At 58.8% G+C, this 22,246-nt stretch carries 19 protein-coding genes; 12 read left to right on the top strand and 7 right to left on the bottom strand.

From position 1 onward, the window contains the following. Positions 1 to 27: 27 nt before the first annotated feature. A complete protein-coding gene (locus Mal15_RS14070; protein ID WP_147868351.1) occupies positions 28 to 1,026 on the top strand; it encodes a Gfo/Idh/MocA family protein in 999 nt (332 codons plus the stop codon). Positions 1,027 to 1,133: 107 nt separating this feature from the next. On the opposite strand, the gene Mal15_RS14065 is transcribed toward Mal15_RS14070, so the two are convergent. Next, positions 1,134 to 1,559, bottom strand: coding sequence for a YkgJ family cysteine cluster protein (locus Mal15_RS14065; RefSeq protein WP_147868350.1), 426 nt, complete (start codon positions 1,557 to 1,559; stop codon positions 1,134 to 1,136). A 603-nt stretch (positions 1,560 to 2,162) separates the two neighbouring features. Between Mal15_RS14065 and Mal15_RS34405 the strand changes: the two genes are divergently transcribed. The 5 genes from Mal15_RS34405 (at position 2,163) to Mal15_RS14040 (ending at position 7,890) form a co-directional block, all read left to right on the top strand. Further along, on the top strand, positions 2,163 to 2,840 hold the full coding sequence (locus Mal15_RS34405) for a ribonuclease HI (RefSeq protein WP_199773866.1): 678 nt from the start codon (positions 2,163 to 2,165) through the stop codon (positions 2,838 to 2,840). Positions 2,841 to 3,077: 237 nt separating this feature from the next. Continuing rightward, on the top strand, positions 3,078 to 5,327 hold the full coding sequence (gene glgB, locus Mal15_RS14055) for a 1,4-alpha-glucan branching protein GlgB (RefSeq protein WP_147868349.1): 2,250 nt from the start codon (positions 3,078 to 3,080) through the stop codon (positions 5,325 to 5,327). A 94-nt stretch (positions 5,328 to 5,421) separates the two neighbouring features. After that, on the top strand, positions 5,422 to 5,841 hold the full coding sequence (locus Mal15_RS14050; protein ID WP_147868348.1) for a bifunctional nuclease family protein: 420 nt from the start codon (positions 5,422 to 5,424) through the stop codon (positions 5,839 to 5,841). Between the two features lie 12 nt (positions 5,842 to 5,853). Beyond that, positions 5,854 to 6,711: a pantoate--beta-alanine ligase gene (gene panC, locus Mal15_RS14045; protein ID WP_147868347.1), complete on the top strand. Its 858-nt coding sequence runs from the start codon at positions 5,854 to 5,856 to the stop codon at positions 6,709 to 6,711. A 210-nt stretch (positions 6,712 to 6,921) separates the two neighbouring features. Beyond that, positions 6,922 to 7,890: a UDP-glucuronic acid decarboxylase family protein gene (locus tag Mal15_RS14040; RefSeq protein ID WP_147868346.1), complete on the top strand. Its 969-nt coding sequence runs from the start codon at positions 6,922 to 6,924 to the stop codon at positions 7,888 to 7,890. Position 7,891: 1 nt separating this feature from the next. Here Mal15_RS14040 and rsmG read toward each other — a convergent pair whose 3' ends face one another. Continuing rightward, positions 7,892 to 8,563 (bottom strand): 16S rRNA (guanine(527)-N(7))-methyltransferase RsmG, encoded by a 672-nt coding sequence (gene rsmG / locus Mal15_RS14035; RefSeq protein ID WP_147868345.1) that lies wholly within the window; start codon positions 8,561 to 8,563, stop codon positions 7,892 to 7,894. A gap of 296 nt (positions 8,564 to 8,859) precedes the next feature. Next, positions 8,860 to 9,525 (bottom strand): PEP-CTERM sorting domain-containing protein, encoded by a 666-nt coding sequence (locus tag Mal15_RS14030; RefSeq protein ID WP_147868344.1) that lies wholly within the window; start codon positions 9,523 to 9,525, stop codon positions 8,860 to 8,862. 292 nt (positions 9,526 to 9,817) lie between these two features. Between Mal15_RS14030 and Mal15_RS14025 the strand changes: the two genes are divergently transcribed. Next, positions 9,818 to 11,905, top strand: a complete 2,088-nt coding sequence (locus tag Mal15_RS14025) for a hypothetical protein (protein WP_147868343.1) — start codon at positions 9,818 to 9,820, stop codon at positions 11,903 to 11,905. Here Mal15_RS14025 and tmk read toward each other — a convergent pair. Continuing rightward, on the bottom strand, positions 11,884 to 12,522 hold the full coding sequence (gene tmk / locus Mal15_RS14020; RefSeq protein WP_147868342.1) for a dTMP kinase: 639 nt from the start codon (positions 12,520 to 12,522) through the stop codon (positions 11,884 to 11,886). The genes Mal15_RS14025 and tmk overlap by 22 nt on opposite strands. Before the next feature lie 388 nt (positions 12,523 to 12,910). Between tmk and Mal15_RS34665 the strand changes: the two genes are divergently transcribed. After that, the gene (locus tag Mal15_RS34665; protein ID WP_233903441.1) at positions 12,911 to 13,057 is read left to right on the top strand and encodes a hypothetical protein; all 147 of its coding nucleotides are present in this window, start codon (positions 12,911 to 12,913) and stop codon (positions 13,055 to 13,057) included. Positions 13,058 to 13,241: 184 nt separating this feature from the next. Here the strand turns inward: Mal15_RS34665 and Mal15_RS14010 are convergent, their stop codons facing one another. Both Mal15_RS14010 and Mal15_RS14000 read right to left on the bottom strand, forming a co-directional pair. Next, complete coding sequence (locus Mal15_RS14010) at positions 13,242 to 14,267, bottom strand: helix-turn-helix transcriptional regulator (protein ID WP_147868340.1); 1,026 nt, start codon at positions 14,265 to 14,267, stop codon at positions 13,242 to 13,244. 448 nt (positions 14,268 to 14,715) lie between these two features. Further along, positions 14,716 to 15,375, bottom strand: a complete 660-nt coding sequence (locus tag Mal15_RS14000) for a metallophosphoesterase family protein (RefSeq protein WP_147868339.1) — start codon at positions 15,373 to 15,375, stop codon at positions 14,716 to 14,718. A gap of 266 nt (positions 15,376 to 15,641) precedes the next feature. Between Mal15_RS14000 and Mal15_RS13995 the strand changes: the two genes are divergently transcribed. The 4 genes from Mal15_RS13995 (at position 15,642) to Mal15_RS13980 (ending at position 20,247) form a co-directional block, all read left to right on the top strand. Continuing rightward, positions 15,642 to 17,747 carry a vWA domain-containing protein gene (locus Mal15_RS13995; protein WP_147868338.1) on the top strand — a complete coding sequence of 702 codons (2,106 nt, stop codon included), beginning with the start codon at positions 15,642 to 15,644 and terminating at the stop codon, positions 17,745 to 17,747. A gap of 97 nt (positions 17,748 to 17,844) precedes the next feature. Next, positions 17,845 to 18,969 (top strand): hypothetical protein, encoded by a 1,125-nt coding sequence (locus Mal15_RS13990; RefSeq protein WP_233903440.1) that lies wholly within the window; start codon positions 17,845 to 17,847, stop codon positions 18,967 to 18,969. 607 nt (positions 18,970 to 19,576) lie between these two features. Then, on the top strand, positions 19,577 to 19,975 hold the full coding sequence (locus Mal15_RS13985) for an HU family DNA-binding protein (protein WP_147868337.1): 399 nt from the start codon (positions 19,577 to 19,579) through the stop codon (positions 19,973 to 19,975). Positions 19,976 to 20,028: 53 nt separating this feature from the next. Next, on the top strand, positions 20,029 to 20,247 hold the full coding sequence (locus Mal15_RS13980; protein ID WP_147868336.1) for a hypothetical protein: 219 nt from the start codon (positions 20,029 to 20,031) through the stop codon (positions 20,245 to 20,247). Between the two features lie 166 nt (positions 20,248 to 20,413). Here the strand turns inward: Mal15_RS13980 and Mal15_RS13975 are convergent, their stop codons facing one another. After that, positions 20,414 to 22,057 carry a flagellar hook protein FlgE gene (locus Mal15_RS13975; RefSeq protein ID WP_147868335.1) on the bottom strand — a complete coding sequence of 548 codons (1,644 nt, stop codon included), beginning with the start codon at positions 22,055 to 22,057 and terminating at the stop codon, positions 20,414 to 20,416. Between the last annotated feature and the right edge of the window lie 189 nt (positions 22,058 to 22,246).

The following is a 22,246-nucleotide window of genomic DNA, read 5'->3' as shown; positions in this document are numbered from 1 at the left end:
TCCACTTTGAAAAGGACAAGAGAGCGTATGCGTGCGGGAATCGTTGGCGTCGGATTTATGGGCTGGATTCACTATCTGGCTTACCAGCAAAGTGATCAAGCTGACTTGGTGGCGTTTTGCAGTCGAAATGAGGCCAAACGCAACGGCGATTGGACGGGCATCAAGGGTAACTTCGGCCCGGCGGGAGAACAAATCGACGTTTCCGACCTTGGCGTGTACGACTCGTTGGACGCGATGTTGGCGGATGATTCGATTGATTTGATCGACATTTGTTTGCCACCGAGTCTGCATGCCGATGCGATCGAAAAATCGATCGCCGCGGGCAAGAAAGTTTTGTGCGAAAAACCCTTGGCGCTGACCGCCGCCGATGCGCGACGTCTGGCACAACTCGGTTCACCGGGTGATGTGATGGTCGCCCACGTGCTGCCGTTCATGCCCGAATTCGGACTGTTGGTCGATGCGGCGCGCGACGGCCGATTCGGAAAACCGATCGCCGGGCGTTTCAAACGGACAATCTCGCCACCGGATTGGATTCCCGATTTCTATGACCCGACCAGCGTCGGCGGACCGCTGATCGACTTGCACGTCCACGACGCCCATCTGATTCGAGTGTTGTTCGGAATGCCCGAGTCGGTCGAGAGCAGTTGCATTCGCAAGGACGGCGTGCCCAAGTTCTATGAAACGCTGTTCCGCTACGCCGACGGCCGACCGGTCACGGCCGGTGGCGGTGTCATCGACTCTCCGGCGCGGGGCTTCACGCACGGGTACGAGGTTTCATTCGAAAAGGCAACGATTCAATATGAATTCGCCGCCTACGCTGATGAAATCACCGCGACAATCCCGCTGGTGATTCTGCATCAAGACGGCCGCGTCGAACGACCCGACCTTGGCGACGGCGATCCGATCACCAGTTTCGTCAAGGAGTTGGATGCGGCCGCCGAGTCGATTCGCAGCGGAGAAGTCTCGCCGCTCTTGGACGGCAATTTGGCCGCCGATGCGATCCAGATCTGCCAGTGGCAGAGTTAGCCGGGCCGAGTTCCGTTGACGTCGCGACGCTCGATGCGGGCGTGTTCAACGTCAGCGTTCCAGCTTCTGGCGAAGGTAGCAACGTCGAACCGTCACCCCACGTGTCCCTAAACCTTTTTCTTCTTCCGCTGGACTTCGATTTCTTCCAGCGTGTAAAGCTTTCCGTTTCCGGCGCCGGGACATTCCTCGCAGGTCTCGCGCCAGGCCTTCTTCGTCTCGATGGTGGAATCCCAAAACGGCCAGGTGCGACATTGAGTCGGTCGGGCCTGGTAGACCATACAGGTCCGTTGTTCGGGATCCAACAAGATGCAATCCCCATCGGGATACTCCCGCAGACTTCGCTGTGTCCCGACGCGGCGAATGAACTTGGATTCGAATTCATCGACCGTCAACTGCATCGCTTCGGCCATCGCGTCGATCTCGTCTTGATCGACCCAAACGTATCCCGGGTCACCGCTGCAACACAACCCGCACTGCGTGCATTCAAAGCGCAGACCTTCGTGGTACCAGGGGCGTTGGGATTGACGTGGCATGGAGTGAAGGAGTGAAGGAGTGAAGGAGTGAAGGAGTGAAGGAGTGAAGGAGTGAAGGAATAGACGTGCAGGCTTTGGGTGATCGTTTCCCGTGTTCGATGGTTCTTCCGGGCCGTCGAACGTCCTAGCGACCTTCGTCAGCAGGTGGATCTCCGGCGCTTTCCATACTCTGGCGAGCGTCACTACGTCAACGAGATGCCGCCCCGCTGGAAAGGACGTCGTACTGCTCAACACCAACGACTCGAACCGAGGCGGCGCGATTGTAGCGAATGGTAGCGTCCTGACAGCAGCCTTCAATCGGCGCAAACAAAAACTGCTGGACAAACTTTGGCGGCGTGGCAAAGTTTGACGAGTCCATTCATGCACGACGAGAGTGCCTGCCCCTCCCAATCCTGCGGGCAATTCTCGTCGTCGCGATCGATGGAATGGATCACTGGTTTGGCGGCCCGGATGCCTGAGCCACTCGCGGATGTGATGCGAGTCTGTTTTCTTCCCGAAGCATCGTCAATGGAGCTGCGTGCCGTGAAGTTGTCATTCCCAATGGACCCCGTCGGCCCTTCGCTGATGACGCAAACCCGAGCCCTCCACAATCCACCAATTGCCGTGCCCTCCTCTGGACTCCCCTCCCACCAGACCCCAGCAATTGAAACGGATTACCTGCTCGTTTGCGAAGCCTACTCGCGTTCGCTGACCGATGGACGCTGGCGATTCACTCTCGAAGCGGCCGACGGGGAATTGATTTTGGACGCCGAAGACCATGAGCTGGGCGACCTGAACCGACTGACGTTGCTGGCCGCGGTCCGCGGCTTGGAATCGCTGGAAGGCCCCAGCGCGGTGACGTTGCTGAGCAACAACCGCTATTTGATTCGTTCGCTTTCGAACTCGCTGCCGCGTTGGCGTCAGAACAACTTTCGCTGGGAGCACTTCGGCCGGCGGATCGATGTGCAGCACGCCGACTTGTGGCGACGCATCGACCACGCCTTGGCGATCCACCGCGTCCAGGCCTGTTTGGTCAGCTCCTGTCTGGTCAGCCACGGTCACGACCAAGCCGCTGCCGGCGGCGCGTCCCGGCAAGCAACGGCAGACCGGGCCCGCTATCGAATCGATTCGCCGGAGGGCAGGGCGGACGATGCCGCCCCGCTGCGAAGGGCCCGCAGCGTGGTTCCCGCGCCGAGCGCGCGGCTGCGGCAATTGATCAACGGCGACGCGCTCCCGCCCCCGACTCAAGCCAACGTGCGTCGCCGCGGCCGATTCACCGCCGAAGACCTGCAATCCCCCTAAGCACCAAACCTCCTGAACACCAATCCTTCCGAACACCGGGCGGCTCCCCCCCGCAACTGATTCGATCGAGTGCACCCTGCTGGGGGCTCGCTGTGACTGGCGTTTTAACGCCACCGCTGACGGCCTCCGCTGTCCCGCGACGGCTCCCCCGGCAGTCACCCCACAATTCACGACTCCGCAATGGACTTTGCGAGTCCATCGTCAGATCTGACCTTTTTGGACCCCCTGTTTTTCGACATGCACACACAGATTTCCCTCACCGATCTCGGACGACTCGTTGACGGTCATTTGGAAAACCCCTCGTCCATCCTCGGCCCACACACGATCGATTACCGCGGCAGCCGAGCCACGGCGGTTCGCAGTTTTTTGCCCGATGCCCAGGCGGCTTGGGTCGTTGATCGTCCCACCGGAAAACGCCGTCCGATGCGCAAACTGCATCCGGCGGGGTTTTTTGAGGCAATCTGCTCGGACACGGTCGACGGGGCAGCGATCAGCCATAATGATGGGCGGGCATCCTCGACGCACTCAAATTATCGAATTCAAATGGCTGACAAAACTGGCAAACTCATCGAGACGCACGATCCTTACGCCGTGCCTTCGATCCTGACCGATTTCGACCGCTATCTGCTCGGCGAGGGAAAATTTTATCGGCTCTACGAATCGCTCGGCGCCCAACTGCGGACCGTCGACGAAACCGATGGCGTCAATTTCGCCGTCTGGGCCCCCAACGCGCGGATCGTCCAAGTGGTGGGCGATTTCAACGGCTGGGACGGACGCGGTCACGTCGCCAAACTGGACATGTCGGTCGGGATCTGGGAGTTGTTCATCCCCGGTGCGAAAGCGGGCCAGAAGTACAAGTTCCGCATCCTGGACCAGCACGGCCAGTGGGTCGACAAGACGGACCCGGTCGGGTTTGCCGCCGAACTGCCGCCGCTGACGGCATCGATCATCACCGATCTGGACAAGCATCAGTGGAACGACGACGCTTGGATGAAGCGGCGCGCGGCGACCGATCCGATGCACGCCCCGATGAACGTTTACGAGTGTCACCTGGGCAGCTGGCAAAAGGGCCCGGGCCGCACGCACGGCTGGCTGGACTATCGCGACCTGGCACATCGGTTGGTCGATTATTGCCACCGCATGAATTTCACGCACGTCGAACTGCTGCCGGTCACCGAGCACCCGTTCACCGGATCCTGGGGCTATCAAACGGTGGGCTACTTTGCCCCGACCAGTCGGCATGGCAGCCCCGAAGACTTCATGTACTTTGTCGACTACCTGCACCAGCACGACGTCGGTGTGTTGGTCGACTGGGTGCCCGCTCACTTCCCCAAAGACGGGCACGGGTTGCGACGTTTCGACGGCTCGGCGCTTTATGAACACGAAGACCCACGTCAGGGCGAGCACCCGGACTGGGGAACGATGATCTTCAACTTCGGCCGCAACGAAGTGCGCAACTTCTTGGTCGCCAACGCGATGTTCTGGCTGGAAAAATACCACATCGATGGTTTGCGAGTCGACGCGGTCGCATCGATGCTGTACCTGGATTACAGCCGCGAAGACGGCGGCTGGATCCCGAACCAATACGGCGGCCGGGAAAACTTGGAAGCGATCGATTTCCTGCGTGAATTCAACGTGGCCGTTCACGAACACCATCCCGGTGCGGTGACGATCGCCGAAGAATCCACCGCCTGGCCCGGCGTTTCACGTCCGATTTATGACGGCGGCTTGGGTTTCACCTACAAGTGGAACATGGGCTGGATGAATGACACCTTGACGTACATGCACAAGGAACCGATTCATCGCGGGCATCATCAAAACGATTTGACGTTCAGCATGATCTATGCCTTTACCGAAAACTTCATGCTGCCGCTCTCGCACGATGAAGTCGTCCATGGCAAAGGATCGTTGATCAGCCAAATGCCCGGCGACATGTGGCAGAAATTTGCCAACTTGCGACTGCTGTACTCGTACATGTGGACGCACCCCGGCAAGAAGCTGTTGTTCATGGGCGGCGAACTGGCACAGTGGAATGAGTGGAACCATGACGACGGCCCGGATTGGTTGTTGCTGGACTTCGAAACCCATCGCGGGGTGCAGGAACTGGTTTCGGACCTGAACCGACTGGTCGTCAAGAACCCGGCGCTGCATCAGCTGGACTTCAGCGACGACGGATTCGAGTGGGTCGACTGCATGAACTGGCAAGAGAGCACGCTGATCTACCTGCGCAAGGGTCTCGAGGGAACCGAGCCGATCTTGGTCTGCTGCAATTTCACGCCGGTCGTCCGGAAGGACTATCGCGTCGGTGTTCCCAAGAGCGGGTTCTGGAAAGAGATCTTCAACAGCGACAGCGACCGTTACGGCGGGACCAATGTCGGCAACTATCCCGGGGCCAAATCCACCGGCGAAGGCCACCACGGACGCTCCGACAGCATTCTGGTGAACCTGCCGCCGCTGGGCGTGACGATGTTCCGCATGGAAAAATAGGCGTCTGCCCTATCGTGTCCGCGGTCGCGATCGGTGGTAAACTCAGAACCAGTGTTACGCCTGACGAATTCCAGTCCCCTTCTGGTCCGCCGCGATGCCGGTTCAAATGCAACTTGCTCGGATCATCATTTCCGAGCTGACCGAAAGCCAAGTGATCTATTTGCGCGAGATCGATGGGGAGCGTGAGTTCCCCATCTTGATCGGCATTTTTGAAGCGACCAACATCGACCGTCGCGTCAAGGAAGATGGCTATCAACCGCCGCGACCGCTGACCCATGATCTGATCGTTCGAACGGCCGAGGCACTCGGCGGCACGATTCACAGCGTTGTGATCAGCGATTTGAGCAACCAGACGTATTACGCGCAGTTGCGTGTCGAGACCGAAGACGGCGAAATGATCGAAATCGATTCGCGGCCCAGCGACGCGATCGCCGTCGCCGTCACCTTCTCACCGCCGTTGCCGATTTTCGTCGCCGAGCATGTTCTCGCCGAAGCGACCTCGAGCATGCCATAGTCGACGACCGAAATGCAGATTCTAAGAACGACCGAACAAGCCTATGAGTTTGTTTGGCAAGCACGTCGCAGCGGTCAAGCGGTAGGCCTGGTCCCCACAATGGGTGCGCTGCACGATGGCCATCTGTCGCTGGCCAAGACCAGTGTCGGCCAGTGCGATCAAACGGTGGCCACGATTTTCGTCAACCCGACTCAGTTCGCTCCGCACGAGGACCTGAATCAATACCCGCGAACGCTCGACGCGGACCTGGAAGGGCTGCGCAGCGTCGGTGTGTCCGCCGTGTTTGTCCCCCAAGGCGACGTGATCTATCCGCCCGGATTCAGCACAACGGTTCAACCGCCCGATGTCGCGCAGTCTCTCGAAGGCGCGTTTCGCCCCACACACTTTCAGGGCGTCGCCACCATCGTCCTGAAACTGTTTCACATCCTGCCCGCTTCGCACGCATTCTTCGGGCAAAAGGACTACCAGCAACTGTGCGTGATCCGGGCGATGGTCCGCGACCTGAACGTGCCCATCGAAATCGTCGCCTGCCCCACCGTCCGCGAACCCGATGGATTGGCGATGAGCAGCCGGAATCGTTATCTGGACGCGAACGAGCGGTCACGTGCGCTGCGGCTTGCCGCGGCTTTGGAAGAAGCCGAAAAAGCCGTCCTGGACGGCCAACGCGATCCCGCGGCGATCGAACGGATCATGCATGCCACTCTGCTGGCCGGCGGACCGGACGACGGAGTTGATTCGATCGATTACGCAACCGTCGTCGATGCCATCACGTTGGAACCGATCCGGCAGATCCAAGACCGTTCGGTCGCGTTGGTCGCCGCCAAAGTGGGGTCGACGCGGTTGATCGACAACCGCCTGATCGATCCCTAGCCGAACCATGCCCCCGCGACGATCGCTGCGACACCGCGACGATTCGACCGGCGTTGAATACCCCATCCATCGTCCTGACGGGCGTCGATCAAAACTTACCGCAAAAACGCGCCGCTTCTTTCGCATTCGATTTGTCACCCAGACGGAATCGCGTCATGATATCCGCCACTGTCGAATGAGTGCCACTTAACGTCATCCCCGATCCGTCACATGATTCAACGCATTCTTGTCACCGGCGGTGCCGGTTTCTTGGGTTCCTACCTGTGCGAGCGACTGGTCGATCAGGGGCACGATGTCATCTGTTTGGACAACTTCTTCACCAGTCAGAAAAGCAACGTCGCTCATCTGCTGGATTTCCCGAACTTCGAACTCATCCGGCACGACATCACTCTGCCCGTGTTTTTGGAAGTCGACCAGATTTACAACATGGCGTGCCCGGCAGCGCCGGGGCATTACCAGTTCAATCCCATCAAGACGATGAAAACCAGCGTGATGGGGGCGATCAACATGCTGGGGATTGCCAAACGCTGCGGCGCAAGAATCCTGCAAGCCAGCACCAGCGAAGTATACGGCGATCCCGAAATCCATCCCCAGGTGGAATCGTACCGCGGCAGTGTCAACCCGATCGGCATCCGAGCCTGTTACGACGAAGGCAAACGGGCGGCCGAGACGTTGTTCATGGATTATCACCGCAGCAACGGCGTGGACGTCCGGATCGTGCGGATCTTCAACACCTATGGCCCTCGCATGCACCCTTTCGATGGCCGCGTCGTGTCCAATTTCATTCGCCAGGCGCTGGCCGGTGAAGACATTACGATTTTCGGCGACGGCTCCCAAACCCGATCGTTCTGTTTCCGCGACGATCTGGTCAACGCCATCATCGCGATGATGAATCACAACGACTTTATCGGACCGGTCAACATCGGCAATCCGGATGAATTCACGATCCGCGAACTCGCCGAACAGGTGATCGAAATCTCCGGATCGTCCAGCAAGTTGGTCCAACGCCCGCTGCCGGCAGACGACCCGACGCGGCGGCGGCCGGACATTTCCTTGGCCAAAAAAGAACTCGCTTGGCAACCCGAAATCAAACTTGCCGACGGATTGCGGCAAACGATCGATTGGTTCAAGTCCATCGATCTGAGCGACTATCGGCCCCCGACGCCCAATTACGTGTAGATCAGCTGATCTTCATCGGAAGCTCACGCCCCTTGGGCCAGACCTGGACGATCGCGCCTTGCTCTTCGTCGCTTTCATCCCCCAGCGGATAAGATGCTACTTTTCGCAGTTGCAGGTTGCCCATCAATCCCGCGTGACGCGCCTCGCCTCGCTCTTCGATCCACTTCGGCCCCTTGATCAGCAACATCCGGTCGACGTTGCTCCAGTGCGGTTCGATCCATCGACAAAGTTTGGCAATACTTCCCACCGCGCGACAAACCAGGCTGCTGAACCGGAAATCTTCCAACAGGTCCTCCCCTCGGGCCGAATAGACAGGCACGGGGAGATCCAAATCCGCGATCATCTCGCCCAACACGCTCGCCCGCTTGGCAACCGATTCGGCTAGCGAGACGTCGATGTCTGGTCGCAGGATCGCAAGCGGGATTCCGGGCACGCCATTGCCGCTGCCCAAGTCCAGCACTTCTTCGCCCGGATCCAGGATCGGCGCCAACTGCAGGCAATCCCGCAGGTCGCGGCCGACGAACAAATCCCAGGTCGTGTGACGTGTCAGATTCAACTTTTCGTTCCAGCTCCACATCGCCTCGGCATAGGCCTGCAGGCGCTGGGCAACCTCTCCATCAAGTTCGACGGAATGGTTCTTCAAAGCGGTCTCAAATTCGGGAGCGAGGGGCATGGGCGAAATGTGTTGAAAGGTCAAACGATTCGTGACCCGCATGATGATGCAATCACCGTCGTTTGGGAACATCCCGCCAGACGGGATTTCCCCGGGGACCGAATCGTCCAGCGAGGATCGCCCCCACCCTCGACCTGGCGACGCTCGCCCGAGCGTCGACGCATTCCGCCAGTCGCCGTGTTTTCCGAACTCGGCGTGCGCGAAAAAGCGAAGCTTTGCCCCGCGCCAACCTCGGAAAGGAAGGCAACTGTCCATCCCAGTCGAAAACGGAGCTGCGGTGGTCTGCGAGTGCTTCGTCAGCGCCGTCGTCGGAGAAACACTCCGCCGGAGGCGAGCATCAGGATGGCCGCCGCACCCGGTTCGGGGATCGCAACGGCAGCCACGGTGACCACGCCCGAGGAGACGGTAAAATCGAGGTCGGCGAGAGCTTCGTCGGAAAAAAACGACGCCAAATCCACGCTCACCTCAAATTGGTCGCCGGCGGTCGCCGCCGGCATCGCCCCGCCCAATTGGTGCCGCACGTCGACCGTCGCCAGCAAGTGTCCGGATGTGACCGGAACGTTCAGGGGATCACCCCCGGCATTAAGACTGGCGTCGTAAAACGTGATCCGATTGCCGGAATTGTTTTGCGTCGAAGGTAGGTTTTCGGAGATCGACTCGCTGGTCGCGGCAAAAATGTAGTCGGCGTCGGCGAGAAACGCCTCCGATTGTGGTTCGACGAACACCAGAGAGCTGCCGGGAGCGGCGCTCAGCGGCGTGATCTGCAAGATCAATTCGAACTCAGCCAGGTTCTGAGGCGGCGTGTCGCTCTCAATCCCGATCTCCAGCAACAGGTCGCCGCCGGGATCGATCGTTCCGCTGCCGACCGAGATCGCAAACTCGGCATGGGCGGAGGCAAGCGACAAGTGCAGCGCGATCGCGAAAGCCACCATGAAACGGAGAAACGGAGTAGACTTGATCATCGGCTCTGGCCAGAAGAAAAGCGTATGGTTGCCTGCTCGATCATAGATCGTCGATCGGGCAAGCGTTCACACCGTAGAATAGTTAGAAACCGAACCCGGTTCGAACACTTTCCAGCGTCGGTCCATTTTTCTCGAACTCTCCCGGTTGTGATCGCGGCGATCGTCCGCGCCAATCACAGCGTGCCCCCTGAACCGCCGCCCGCACGACGCCTATCGGAATTCGTCCTGAATGAGTCTCATGCCCACCCCCAGCCGGACCACTGGCCTCCCCTCTGGCGATCGCGTTGATTCAATGTTTCGTCGCGTGAGTGTCGCGGGAATCCTGACGCTGGCTGCCCTGTGTTTTGCCAATTCGGCCGCCGCGGGCATGAGCAGCGAGAACGTGGTGGTGGTCGTCAACGGTGATTCAACCGTGTCGCGGACCATCGCCAACCACTACATCGATGCACGAAAGATTCCGACCAAGAATGTGGTGGTCTTGAGTGATGTCCCTGGGGGGCTCGAGATCGACTTGGAATCGTTTCGCGAGCGGATTCTCAAGCCGTTGCTGGCGGAGATCGACGCCCGCGGGATCTCGACACGTGTCCGAGTGATCGCCTACTCGGCGGACTTTCCGACAGCGGTCAAGATCCCGTCCCATTGCGAAAAATTGACCGACCCGACGGCGAAAAGGTACCAGTTGCCCGTGGCTTCGATCACAGGGCTGACATATTTCTATCGATACGTCCTGGCCGACGATCCGGGCTACCTAAGTTTTGCGGCCAACCTGTACGCACGCGGAAAATTTGAACGGCATTTCCTCAATCCGTTCGCCGGCGACAAGAAGGCCGAATTCGAACAGGCGACCGCACTGCTGAAGGATGAAAAGTATGCCGAAGCGGCGGTGATCTGGAGGAAACTGCACGAAGAACATCCTGAAACAATGCCGGCCTTGGCGCTGCGCGCCGCCGAGGCGTATTCGCTCGACGGGCAAGCCGAGTCGGCGGTCGAGATGATTCGGGCGGCCTTGAAAGCCGGTTGGCGGTCCTCCAGCTATCTGACCGAGACGCCGGCGCTTGAGAAACACCTGAGCGACCCACAGATTCAAACGTCGCTTCCGTATCTGGACGACAGTCCGATCGCTTGGCAGGGACCACAGGCATTTGCCTCCAACGTCGGTTGGACGTTGACCGGCAGCCCGGTCGCGATCAAAGACGGAGGCATCCCCTACCTGTGCTCATGCTCCTTGGCCGTCGTCCACCCGGGCGGATCCACTCTCAGTGATGCCGTTCGGGTTTTGTTGCGTGCCAGCAAGGGCGATCGAACGTTTCCCCGAGCCCGATTTGCGTTCAGCACCACCGCGGATGTCCGGTCAAAGACCCGATATCCCGGTATCGCCGATACCGTCGTTTATCTGCAAGAAAACGGGTTCGAAACCGAGGTGTTCAACTCCGTCGTTCCGAGCAAAGAAGGAGCGGTTGCGGGATTGATGCTGGGAACGTCGACGGCCGATGTGATGGCCAAACCGTGGATTTTGGTCCGCGGATCGATCGCAGAAAACCTGACCAGTTTTGGTGCCGCGTTCGGAAATCGCTCGCAAACCAAATTGACCGCGTTCCTCAGCGCCGGCGCCGCGATGTCCAGCGGTACGGTCACAGAACCCTATTCGTTGCAATTCAAGTTTCCCACACCGATGCTGTACGGCTATTACGCCCAAGGCCTGTCGGCGATCGAGTCCTTTTACCAGTCGGTGGCGTCACCCTATCAGTTGCTGATCGTCGGAGATCCCTTGGCCCAACCGTTTGCCAAAGCCCCCGACGAACTGGTCCAATCGGCCTTCGTCAGCGAAGGTAAACGCCGGCTGAGAATTGAACGCCGCTCGATGCGATTGAAAGTCCCCAAATCGCGCGCCGCCTCCATGGAACTATCCATCGATGATCGAATCTTCCAAGTCGTCCCGCTAACTGGAACGGTCGATGTGAAAACGGTCGAAATCAATTGGCCGGACAACACCTCCGGAATCTACGACGTTCGCGCCACCTTGATCGGACTCGACCGAACCGAACCACGCGTCACGTTCGTGTCCGAAGTAGACGTTGACGGCAACCATCCGGCACCGACAGCGACGATCACCAAGCCTCGCTCGGATGCGGATGGTTTCGGCAATGACGGCAGCAACGCGACTGCGATCCAAGTCGATCTGGAATGTCCCGGTGCCGATCGGATCGAACTGCACCACCTGGGGATTAGCGTCGCCACCGTCGATTCCGACCAAGGGACCGCGACGATCCCCACGAAGACACTCGGCGGTGGCCCCTTACGATTCCGCCCGATCGCGTTTTTCGGCGATAAAAAAGTGCGGGGCAAGATACTGGTCGATCAGCTGCAACCGCTGAAGTAATCCTCAACCGCGGCGCGAATCGCTGCTTGCACCTCTTCCGGCGGACGGTCCGCGTCGATCACCGCGGTCACAGGGCTGGAACGTGGCAATTCGGCCAGAAAGGCTTGGCGCACCGATTCCATGTAGTCCGCGCCGCGCGATTCCATCCGGTCGGTCGGCCGCCCGATCCGGCGAAGCGCCCGTTCGGCCGGCATGTCCAGCAACAGCGTCAGGTCGGGACGCAGGCCCCCATTGGCCAGGTCACCGATCTGCCAGAGCAATTCCGAGGAAACCCCCGCCTGGGCATCGCCGACGCTTTGGTAAACCACGTTGGCCAATAAAAATCGATCGCTGATCACGCTGGTCCCGCTGGCCAGCGTCGGACGGATCGTCGATTCGACCATTTCGCAACGACTGGCCATAAACAGCATCGCCTCGGTTCGACGATGCATGGTCAACTCGCTCTCCAACAACAAGGCCCGTAACCGCTGGCCGATTTCCGAACTTCCCGGATCACGCGTCGTAATGAAATCCAACTCGAATTCGCGCAACAAACGCTGCAAGCCCTGGATTTGCGTGGTTTTGCCGACGCCGTCGATTCCATCGACGGTAATAAAATGTCCGGTTTTTTGAGGCATCGAAGGGTCTTGAGTGACGAAGAGGGGGAAAGATGGTCGGTCCGATTCAACCCGATGACGCCGGTTTACGGTAGGGGAAGGTGGTATTCGGCAGGAAAAGCGGCATCAAGCGACCAATCTCGCCCCACACCCCCCGCGAGCGAGAGAGCGAACTCCGTGATAGAGCGGCTTTGTGATTTTAAGCTTGATTAATACTGCCTGAAGGGGTAAGTTCTTCCCCTTGCAGCCCTATTCAATGGATTTCTCTTTTCAGGAGTGGCTGATGAGTTCAAACAGTCTTGTTCGCTTCACACGGTCTTGTCCTACGTGCGGTCGGCGAATTCAGATTCGTGGCTCTTTACTCGGTCGCGTTGTTGCCTGCCGTCATTGCAATGCCGAATTTGTCGCGATGGTGTCCGATGACACCAGCGGTTGCGTGGATGATGCGCAACGCTTGATGGATCGCGTGGAATCGGTTTTGTCGCGCAGCCAGGCACCGATGGTGGATAATCCGGTGATGGAAAGCCCGGCTTCGTCCACGACACCGGCGGGGTAACGGATTGTTGATCTATTCCGATCACAGCTGAAATCTGCCGTTTCGCGCGAGCGTACGGGCCTCCACTACCCAAACAACGCACTGGCGTTCGTAGGCTCGCGCCAAACGGCTGATTACATCAACAAGTCGGCTACCGACTTTCCCCGTATGGGCGACAGAAAAGCGGCCGCGACCGTGGTAGCCTTCAGGCGTAGTTTGCGACCATCGCGCGCACCGATTCGGCGATGGTTTCGCGAAATTCCGTCGGCTCGATGACCTCCGCATCCGCTCCCAGCGAGAGGACTTTGGGCAGAATCTCTCGGGGGTGCGCCGCCGGAACCGTCAGCAAGGTGGCGCCGTCATCCAGTTCTTCCAGCGTTTGCTCGGGGTGCCAGGGATCTTCTCGCAGGTAAGCGGCACTCCGTTTTCCTAAACGAATCTTGACCAGCGTCGTCGAATCTCCCGAAAAGATCCCGATGCTACTGCCGAGATACTTCGACAAGTTGATTTCGGGGTCGGGTTTGAAGTATTCGTCCAAGAGCGTCGCGTGGTGAAAACGATCGAGTTTCCAGTTCCGCAACCGCTGCCCCTTTTCCGGCGACTCGACTGCGGCCGTCGTCGGGACCGCAGCAACGATATAGATGCTGCTTTGATAAACCGCCAAACCGTAGGGTTCGATCTTCCGGGTCGACACCGGTTTGCCTATCGGCTCGTATTCGATTTCAACCAATCGGTGCTCCAGGATGGCCCGGTTGATCGTCTTGAGCATGCCTTCCTGGCGTTCGTACGATTTGCTGGGTGAACCGAAGACGTGTAGGGCAGCGCGATAACGCGCGTAGTGGTCGAAGACGCCGTTGGGGACCGCTTCTTGAACTTTGTTCCAGAACGTTTCGATCCCACGCCAGTATTGGGTGCCCATCAGCGGATAGAGCAGCTCACGCCCGATCGACAGCGCGATCAGTTCCGTCGCAGAGATCCCGATCTCATGAACATCCGTCGTGTTTTGGCCCAGCTTGAAGACCCGGCCGCGCTGCAGGGATTCGGACTGGATATCAAAACCCGCCGCTTGCAGTGCTTCCAGATCGCGGCGCACTGTTCGTTCGTGAAGCTTGGTCAGCCCCAGATCGGCGACCAAATCGCCTCGCAACTCCTCCAGTGTGCGTCCGAACCGCGACAGTTCGAGCAGCTGAAGCAACTTGTGCTGGCGAATGAGTTGTTCATTGCGTGCCATCGGGGGTTCGTCTCCTTACGAGTCGCGACCGGGAAAACACACCCGCGATGTGTTTCATAGTCTCCCGGCTAGGAACCGGGAACGGGGAGACCGGATTCTAAGCATCAACACAACGGCATAGCAGTGGTTCGCCAGCCGGAAGCCTTCAAAAAACCAGCCCCGCCCCCACTCCGGGGTCTGTCCCCGTACACCCGGGGTCTGTCCCCGTACACCCGGGGTCTGTCCCCATTTACCCGGGGTCTGTCCCCGTTCACCCGGGGTCTGTCCCCGTTCACCCGGGGTCTGTCCCCATTCAACCGGGGTCTGTCCCATTCAACCGGGGTCTGTCCCATTCAACCGGGGTCTGTCCCCGGGTAAGAGTCCCCGGGTGAGAGCTGCGGAGATTGCGCGGCCCGGGGCACTTGCGTTGGGATGGGGAACTAGGAGAGATGCATGATTGCCGCTGGGCTTACTGCCGTAGCTCACCTTGCTCGTTCGCTTGCCAAACCTGACGCGTGTTGACGTCCATTGCTGTCAACCAACCGCCGCCGTAGCAATAAGTGTCGAGACAAATCAGATGCCCCGTGTCCAGGATCTCGCCGTCACGGTTGGCCGTGTGGCCGACCACAGCGGTCTTGCCACTTTGATGCTGGGTTGGGATCCCGTTGGTCAACGAGTACCAGCGCAACAGTTCGATCTCCTGATCTTCCAGAGCAACTTCGGGGTTGTACGCGGCATGGGTGAAGAAAAAGTCGCCTGCGACGTAGAAGTCCCCCAGGGCGTCGAGAAATTGCTGGTGTTCGGGCGGCAAGAAATCCAGGTCCCCGTCAAACCCGTAACTTTCCAAGGTCTCAACGCCCCCGTATCGCAACCAAGCATGATGGGAGCCTCCATGATGCAACACTTCCAGCATCATCTCTTCGTGATTGCCCAACACCCCGACCAACTGCGTCCGCTCGCCCAGACGGATCAACGTCTCAATGACCCCACGAGAATCCGGGCCACGATCGATGTAGTCGCCCAACGTCACCACCGTGTCTTCAGCGCTCGGTTGAACCGCATCCAACAGTGTTTCCAGGGCCGTGCGACAACCGTGAATATCTCCAATCGCGATCAGTCGTTGCGTCACAAATCCTCCTAAATCGCCAGCGTTTGCGTGGATTTCCCAACTCGGTCCCGCACGGCAAGCATGCCACACGTTTTCGCCCTCACCCTCCCGTCAGGAGGGGCTAGCGAAGCGGGGATGGGTACAATTGGTGCCAAATCGGCGTTTCTTCGATAGAGTTCAGGTGAACAGGTGGTCGGAAAGCCGTTTCTACGTTGAAAGTTTGCGAAAGCTCAGCGAAACTGTCTAGGCAGACCTTCTCTGCGAGTTTTCCAGGATCGGATGTTAGCATGAGTATGACTGAGTTTCCCAGCACCGAATCGGCCGAGTTTCCGGAGCGTGACGACGAATCGGCCGATCTGGACGACCAGGAAATGGATACGGTCGACGCGTGGGATGAGGAGGAACTGGAAGAAGAGCCTGTCTTGCAGACCGACGAATCGGCGGCCTTTTTTGGCAGCATGGCGGTGCACATCTTGATCATCGTCTCGCTGGCGATCATGCCCAGCCAGGTCTTCAAGGAAGAAGAAGCGGTCGTGATCGTGTCGCCGCCGGTCGAATCCGAATCCGAACCCTTGGTCGAAGAAGTTGTTTTTAGCGACATCCCGGAGATCGCGATCGGCGCCAACAGCACCGCCGAATCGGAAATGGCTGACGCGTCGGCGGAAATGTTCGCGGAAATCGCCGAGATCCCCAGTCCGGTCGAGCTCGAAAAAAGCGACCTGGGCGACATCGAGGTCAATCGAATCTTTTCTCAACCGATGGCCCCGATGGATCGTCTGACCAATCAAAAAGGAACGGTCGGCGAAGGCGCCAGCGGCGCCGCCGGCGCGGTCGACCGATTGACGTTCGAAATCCTGCAGTCGATGGAAGAACGGCCGACACTGGTCGTTTGGCTGTTCGACCAAAGCGGCTCGTTGCACCGCCAACGCCAAGAAATCCGCGACCGGTTCGACCGCATCTATGACGAACTGGGAATCCTGGCCGACGCCAAGGCCAAGGACGAAAAGGAACTCGCGGCCGAGCGACGACGCGGGATGAATCACGACGCACAATTACTCAATTCCGTGATCGGGTTCGGTGAAACGATCACGCTGTACACCGAGACGCCGACCGAGGACGTCGATGAAATCAAACAGATCGTCGACAACATCGAAACCGATGCCTCAGGAATGGAACGGGTCTTCACGGCCGTCAAAAGCGCCGCCGAACAATACAAGTCGCTGCGGGTCAGCCGCGGCGGCAACGAACCCCAGCGAAACGTGCTGTTGATCGTCGTGACGGACGAACGCGGCGACGACGAACAACAAGTCGAAGACGCCATCGAGATCTGTCGCAAGTACGGAATGCCGGTTCACATCATCGGAGTCCCCGCCCCGTTCGGACGACGTGAGACGTTGGTCAAGTACATCGATCCCGATCCGAAATACGACCAATCCCCACAATGGGCTTCGGTCGACCAAGGGCCCGAATCGTTTTTGCCCGAACGCGTTCAGCTGCCGTTCACCGCAAACTTTGAAGAAGAGCCGACGATCGACAGCGGATTCGGCCCCTACGCGCTGACACGCTTGAGCTATGAAACCGGCGGGATTTATTTCAACGTGCACCCCAACCGCAACGTTTCCCGCCGTGTCAACAAACGCGACGTCGCCGCCTACGCGTCGGACATGGAATACTTCTTTGACCCCGTCGCGATGTCGCGTTATCGCCCTGATTACTTGTCGCCTCGCGACTACGTCGCCAAAGTTAAATCGAGCCCGCTGCGGACCTCCCTGGTGACCGCCGCCCAGCTGAAACCGGTCACCGGGATCACTCGCCCCCGATTGCGATTCATCGGGACCGACCAAGCAAGACTCTCCGGCGACCTATCGCGGGCTCAACAGGATGCCGCCCGACTGGAACAACCCCTCGGGCGGATGGCGATGACGCTGGAACCGGGAATGAAGTATCGCGATCGCGAGGAAAGTCCGCGTTGGCGGGCGGGCTTTGATCTGGCGATGGGACGCGTCTTGGCCCAGAAAGTTCGCACGGAAACTTATAACGCGATGCTGGCCAAAGCCAAATTGGGCATGTCATTCGAAAAGGAGAAGAACAACACCTGGGTTCTGGAACCGAGCGACGAAGTCACCGTGGGCAGCAAGTGGAAACGCGAGGCGGAAACCGCCCGAATGCTGCTCGAAACGGTCGTCAACGAGCACCCCGGTACCCCCTGGGAATTGCTCGCCAAGAAAGAACTGGAGGTGCCGATCGGATGGACGTGGACGGAAGATTTCACCGACCTTTCGCCCCCTCCGCGACGCAACCCGGGCAACAACAACAATCCCCCGCGTCCCGGTCGCGATGACCAAAAACGGATGCTCAACAAAGCCCCCAAACGACCGGTGCCGAAGCTGTAGCCGGCGGTTGAAAACTCTCTTTCGCCCTCGGGTTGGGATTTGATACCTAGAGACGAGTTGACGATCAAATCGACTCGATATCCAGGGAAACCAACCGATGATGCGTCCCTCCCGACGTTCGTTTGCCGCGTTATGCACCGCCGCCGTTGTCACCGGCCTGTCTTCGGCACCCTCCGACGCCGCGCCACCGAGCCTGTTGAAGTTGTTCGGCAAGGCGCAACCGATCGACCAAGCCGACTCGTTCTTGCTGAGCGAAGAGGACGGTCCGTGGCTGTTGTTGGCAACAACCTTTGTCGGTGAAGACGCCAAGGATCGCGCCCAGCGCGCCGCCGTCGAAATCCGCAACGAACTTCGATTGCCGGCGTTCATCTACAAAGAGGAATTCAATTTCACCGGAACCGCGGGCCAAGACACCGCGACCGGTCGACGCGCACGCTACGCCAACCCGCACCAATACCAAGCCTATGCGGTCCTAGTCGGCGAATACGATTCGGTCAATCACGAGAGCATCGACAAGGACCTGGATCGATTGAAGTCGGCCGACCTGGACGTTTTCCGCGATCCCGATGACGTTGCCGCCGAATACAACACCGATTCGCCGGCGTCGATGATCAAAGCGTTCGGCGAGCAATTGTTCAAATCGCGAAAAGGACGCGGCCGAAACCCGATGGCGGCGGCATTTGTCACCCGCAACCCACTGTTGCCCGAATCGTTCTTCCAGCAACCCGAAGTCGACTCGTTCGTCAAACAGCTGAACGAAGGCCTTGAATACAGTCTGCTGGAAGCCGATGGCAAATTCACCGTCGTGGTGCGCACCTTCAACGCCTGCGGAACCATCTTGGGCGCGAAAAACCAAGACAAATTCGAGCCCAGCGAAGAACGGATGGCCAAGTTCGCCCGCCAAGCCGCCAAGATGGTCAAAGAGCTACGTAAACAAGGCGAAGAAGCCTACCAGTACCACGACCGAGACCGCTCGGTCGTCACCATCGGAAGCTTTGACTCGTTGGGACGCGAACTTCCCGGCGGTGGATTCCAATACGAGCCCGAAATCCGCCGGCTGATGCAGCAATACAGCGCCCTGAACGCCTCACACGCCAAACGCGTTCCCGGACGCCAAGGCGTCGCGGCAAACCACATCGCGATGATCCCGTTCGACGTCCAGCCGACTCCGATCGCGATCCCCAAAGCAAGTAAGCGCAGCCTGTACAGCTCATTGCGATAGCCTGCGCCTGGCCGCTGCACCATTCTTTCAGGCTCGCCCGTGCCTGCAAAGCCGGTGCAGAAGCGGCCTGTAGAAAAAATCGTTTTCGATGAATGAACCGGACGGCACGAGCCCGAAACGCTAGCCCAATGCCACCTACGTCATGAGCCTACGGCTCAGTTTGGGATCGAAAGTAGGTGGCTTTGGGCGTTCGCTGCCTGTTGAATTAATTTGCCGCACAGCCGCTGCACTCGCAATTCAATCAGGCTGGCCAGTCATTAATCATAGCTAGCTCTCGTCACTCTCCCCGGCCGCCCGGCATCAGAAGGGCGGTGCGCCCCACCGATGGCCGAGCCCCTGGAGCGGTTAAGCGGCGCCCGGTGTTCCGCGGGCAACAATTTTTCCGGTTATCCGGAATGTTTCAAGAATCCGGCGTCCGAATGCCGACAAACCTATACAAGAGCGGCCTGATTCGCCAGAAATCCGCCTCCTTTCGCTAGGGGGCGTTGGCTTGACGCCCGTCTCCCGCGGCCCTATGCTTCGGCCTTTAAGTTGAAAGCTTGCAAAGGGTTACATCATTCGCCCTCAAGCGCAATTTGGGTCGGCGGAGAGCCAGCAGGAGTCGGGTGTGACCAAGAAAGACATCGTTCGAACGATTTCTGACGAAGTAGGCCTAACGCAACAACAGACCAAGAAGATCGTCCAACGGACCTTCGATTCAATCATCGAGACGCTCGTCCGCGAGGGTCGAATCGAATTGAGGAATTTTGGGGTCTTTGAGGTCAAACCGAGGGCTGCACGCCGCGCGCGCAACCCACGGACAGGCGACGAGGTGATCGTACCCGAAAAGTACGTCGTCACCTTCAAGCCTGGAAAGTACATGGAGGTCAGGGTCCAGGACGCCGAACTCGATGGTCACCACGACAACCTGTCCGGTGACCTCGACTCAGCGAACTCGGTCGCCCCGACCCCCGAAGCCGAAACCATGCCTTCCAACAAGAACTCCGGTCGCTGGGACGAAGACTGACCGTCGTCACAGGGGTCGAGACCCAACAGAAAACGTTCACGGAGGAACGTCCTATGCGTCGCTTGTTCCAAATCACCATGCTGGCCGTCTGTGTGAGCAGCTCCGTCGGATGCTTCCTTCCGATCTATTCACCACGCCCAGAACGTCGCGTCCAGCAATTGCTGTACACGTCCGAAGACATGCGGTCGGTGATCGACGAATGGGAACGATTCTGGTTCCTCGATTCGCCCAGCCACCTGACGCCGATCCGAACTCACGGCGGCATCATGTAAGAAACGAGTCGATCAAACGCCTTGGGACGCGATGGCCCAAGGCGATTGGAGACGACAACAAGCCAATGCGATTACGACGCGTAAGCGAGAGGCGCCGGTGGACTGCCACCGACGCCTATCAGCTTATCACGGAAATTCTTGGCGACTTTCTCTACCGTTTAGAAGCCTACCGGATGATGTTGGTCAGCTCTTCCAGCATCTCATCGGACACGGTGATCGTTCTGGCGTTCGCGCTGAAACCACGCTGGGCCACGATCAGCTGTGTGAACTCTTGAGCGATGTCCACATTGGAACGCTCAAGCTGGCCCCCCCTGATTTGGCCCCGATTCCCGGCCATCCCGGACCCCAGCGAAGCCTCGCCGCTACTCATCGATTGCTTGAAGTAGTTGTTGCCCACCGCGTCGAGTGCATTGGGGTTACTGAACGAAGCGATGGCAAGTTGTGCCAACGGGACTGCGCGACCATTGGACGCAAGCCCCGTCAGCTCTCCCGTCGTCGAAACGGCGACCGACGTCAGCGAGCCCGGGGGGATCCCGTCTTGCATTTGCGTGATCGAGAAGTCCGTGGCGAGGTGGCTGAGTCCGGAGAAGTCGAGCGCAATCTCTTGCGGTGCGGTGATGCCATTGAATTGGATTTCGATGTTCGCATCGCCGACTCCCGTCAATCCGGCCAACCCGTAGCTGCCGTCTTCGTTGAACGTCAGGTTGTAGACCGAATCGTCGAGCAGGACACCGGATTCGGCGCGGATGTCGGCGGTCACCGTCCAGGTGTTTTCGGTTTGCTTGAGAAAGTCGAAATTGATGCGATGGCTTTCTCCACGCACGTCAAACACTTCCATCGACAACTCGAAGGTGTCTCCGTTGCTTCCCTGGGTGCCGAGAAACATGGAATTGGCAGAAAAACTTGATCCACCGACGTTGCCCGAGGCATCACGCAGCAGCAGACTGAGGTAGCCTTCGCCGGTCGTGTCCGAGGTCACCGAAAGCGACCCATCGGCTGCCAACGCGGCGGTCGCGCCGACGAGCGTGCCATTGAGCGTGTCGACCAGATCCTGCAACGTCGCCGTTTCCGCGTTCAGGTTGACGGCGAACGGGGTGCCGTCGGGATTGGTGCCCGAGATTTCGATCACATCGCCGGCAACGTAATCGGTGGTGTTGATCGTCAAGTCAGACAGCAGCGTGGTGCCATCGGCGGTTCCTGACGCCGTCTCGAATCCGGTGTACGACTGCAACACCTCGGCGACCGGCGGCGAGGAGCTTGACGGCAGGTTGCCGGTAAAGTTCACCATGCTGCTCGCTTCACCTGCGATCGGGGCGCCGATCGGAATGTTGATGTAGCTTTCGCCGACGTCTTGAAAGGCAACGCCACCATCGGCCCCTTCGCCGACATCCCCCATCCGCTGCACCAGGTAACCGGTTGCCGGATCGACCAGGCGGCCGTTGGCATCCAAAGAAAATGCCCCCGCACGCGAATACACATTTTCATTGGCCTGGCCTCCCAAAGTGAAAAACCCCTCGCCCTCAATTGCAAAGTCGAAGATCTGCGACGTCGACTCCAGCGTTCCTTGGGTAAAATTCCGGGTGATCTGGGCCATTTGCACCCCGGTTCCGACCGCTTGTGGATTGATCCCGCCGCTGTCTTCGGTCGCCGCCGAAGCGCCGCGAGCGACGTTGTACATCAGGTCGCTGAACACGGTCGACTGGGTTTTGAAGCCCACCGTGTTCATGTTCGCCAAGTTGTTAGCGACGACGTCAAGTTTTTGTTGATGAGTACGGAGTCCGGTGATACCGGTCATCAAAGATCTAGACATAGGTTGCCCCTAAAAATGAAAAGTGGTGGTCGGTTGAAATCGATACGAAACGTTAAGTCTTCAAATGTCTAAGCTGGACATCGCCAGCTTGACGTAGCTACGCTCGATGCGAGCGTGGGAAACGCCGGGCACACCTTTTGATAAAGGCAGCTACGATTGACCGGCGATTGGAAATGTTGCTGAATCCAT

The organism is Stieleria maiorica, assembly GCF_008035925.1.
Lineage (GTDB): Bacteria > Planctomycetota > Planctomycetia > Pirellulales > Pirellulaceae > Stieleria > Stieleria maiorica.
Note: the sequence above shows the minus strand (reverse complement) of the source record. Positions and strands in the feature narration are given on the sequence as shown.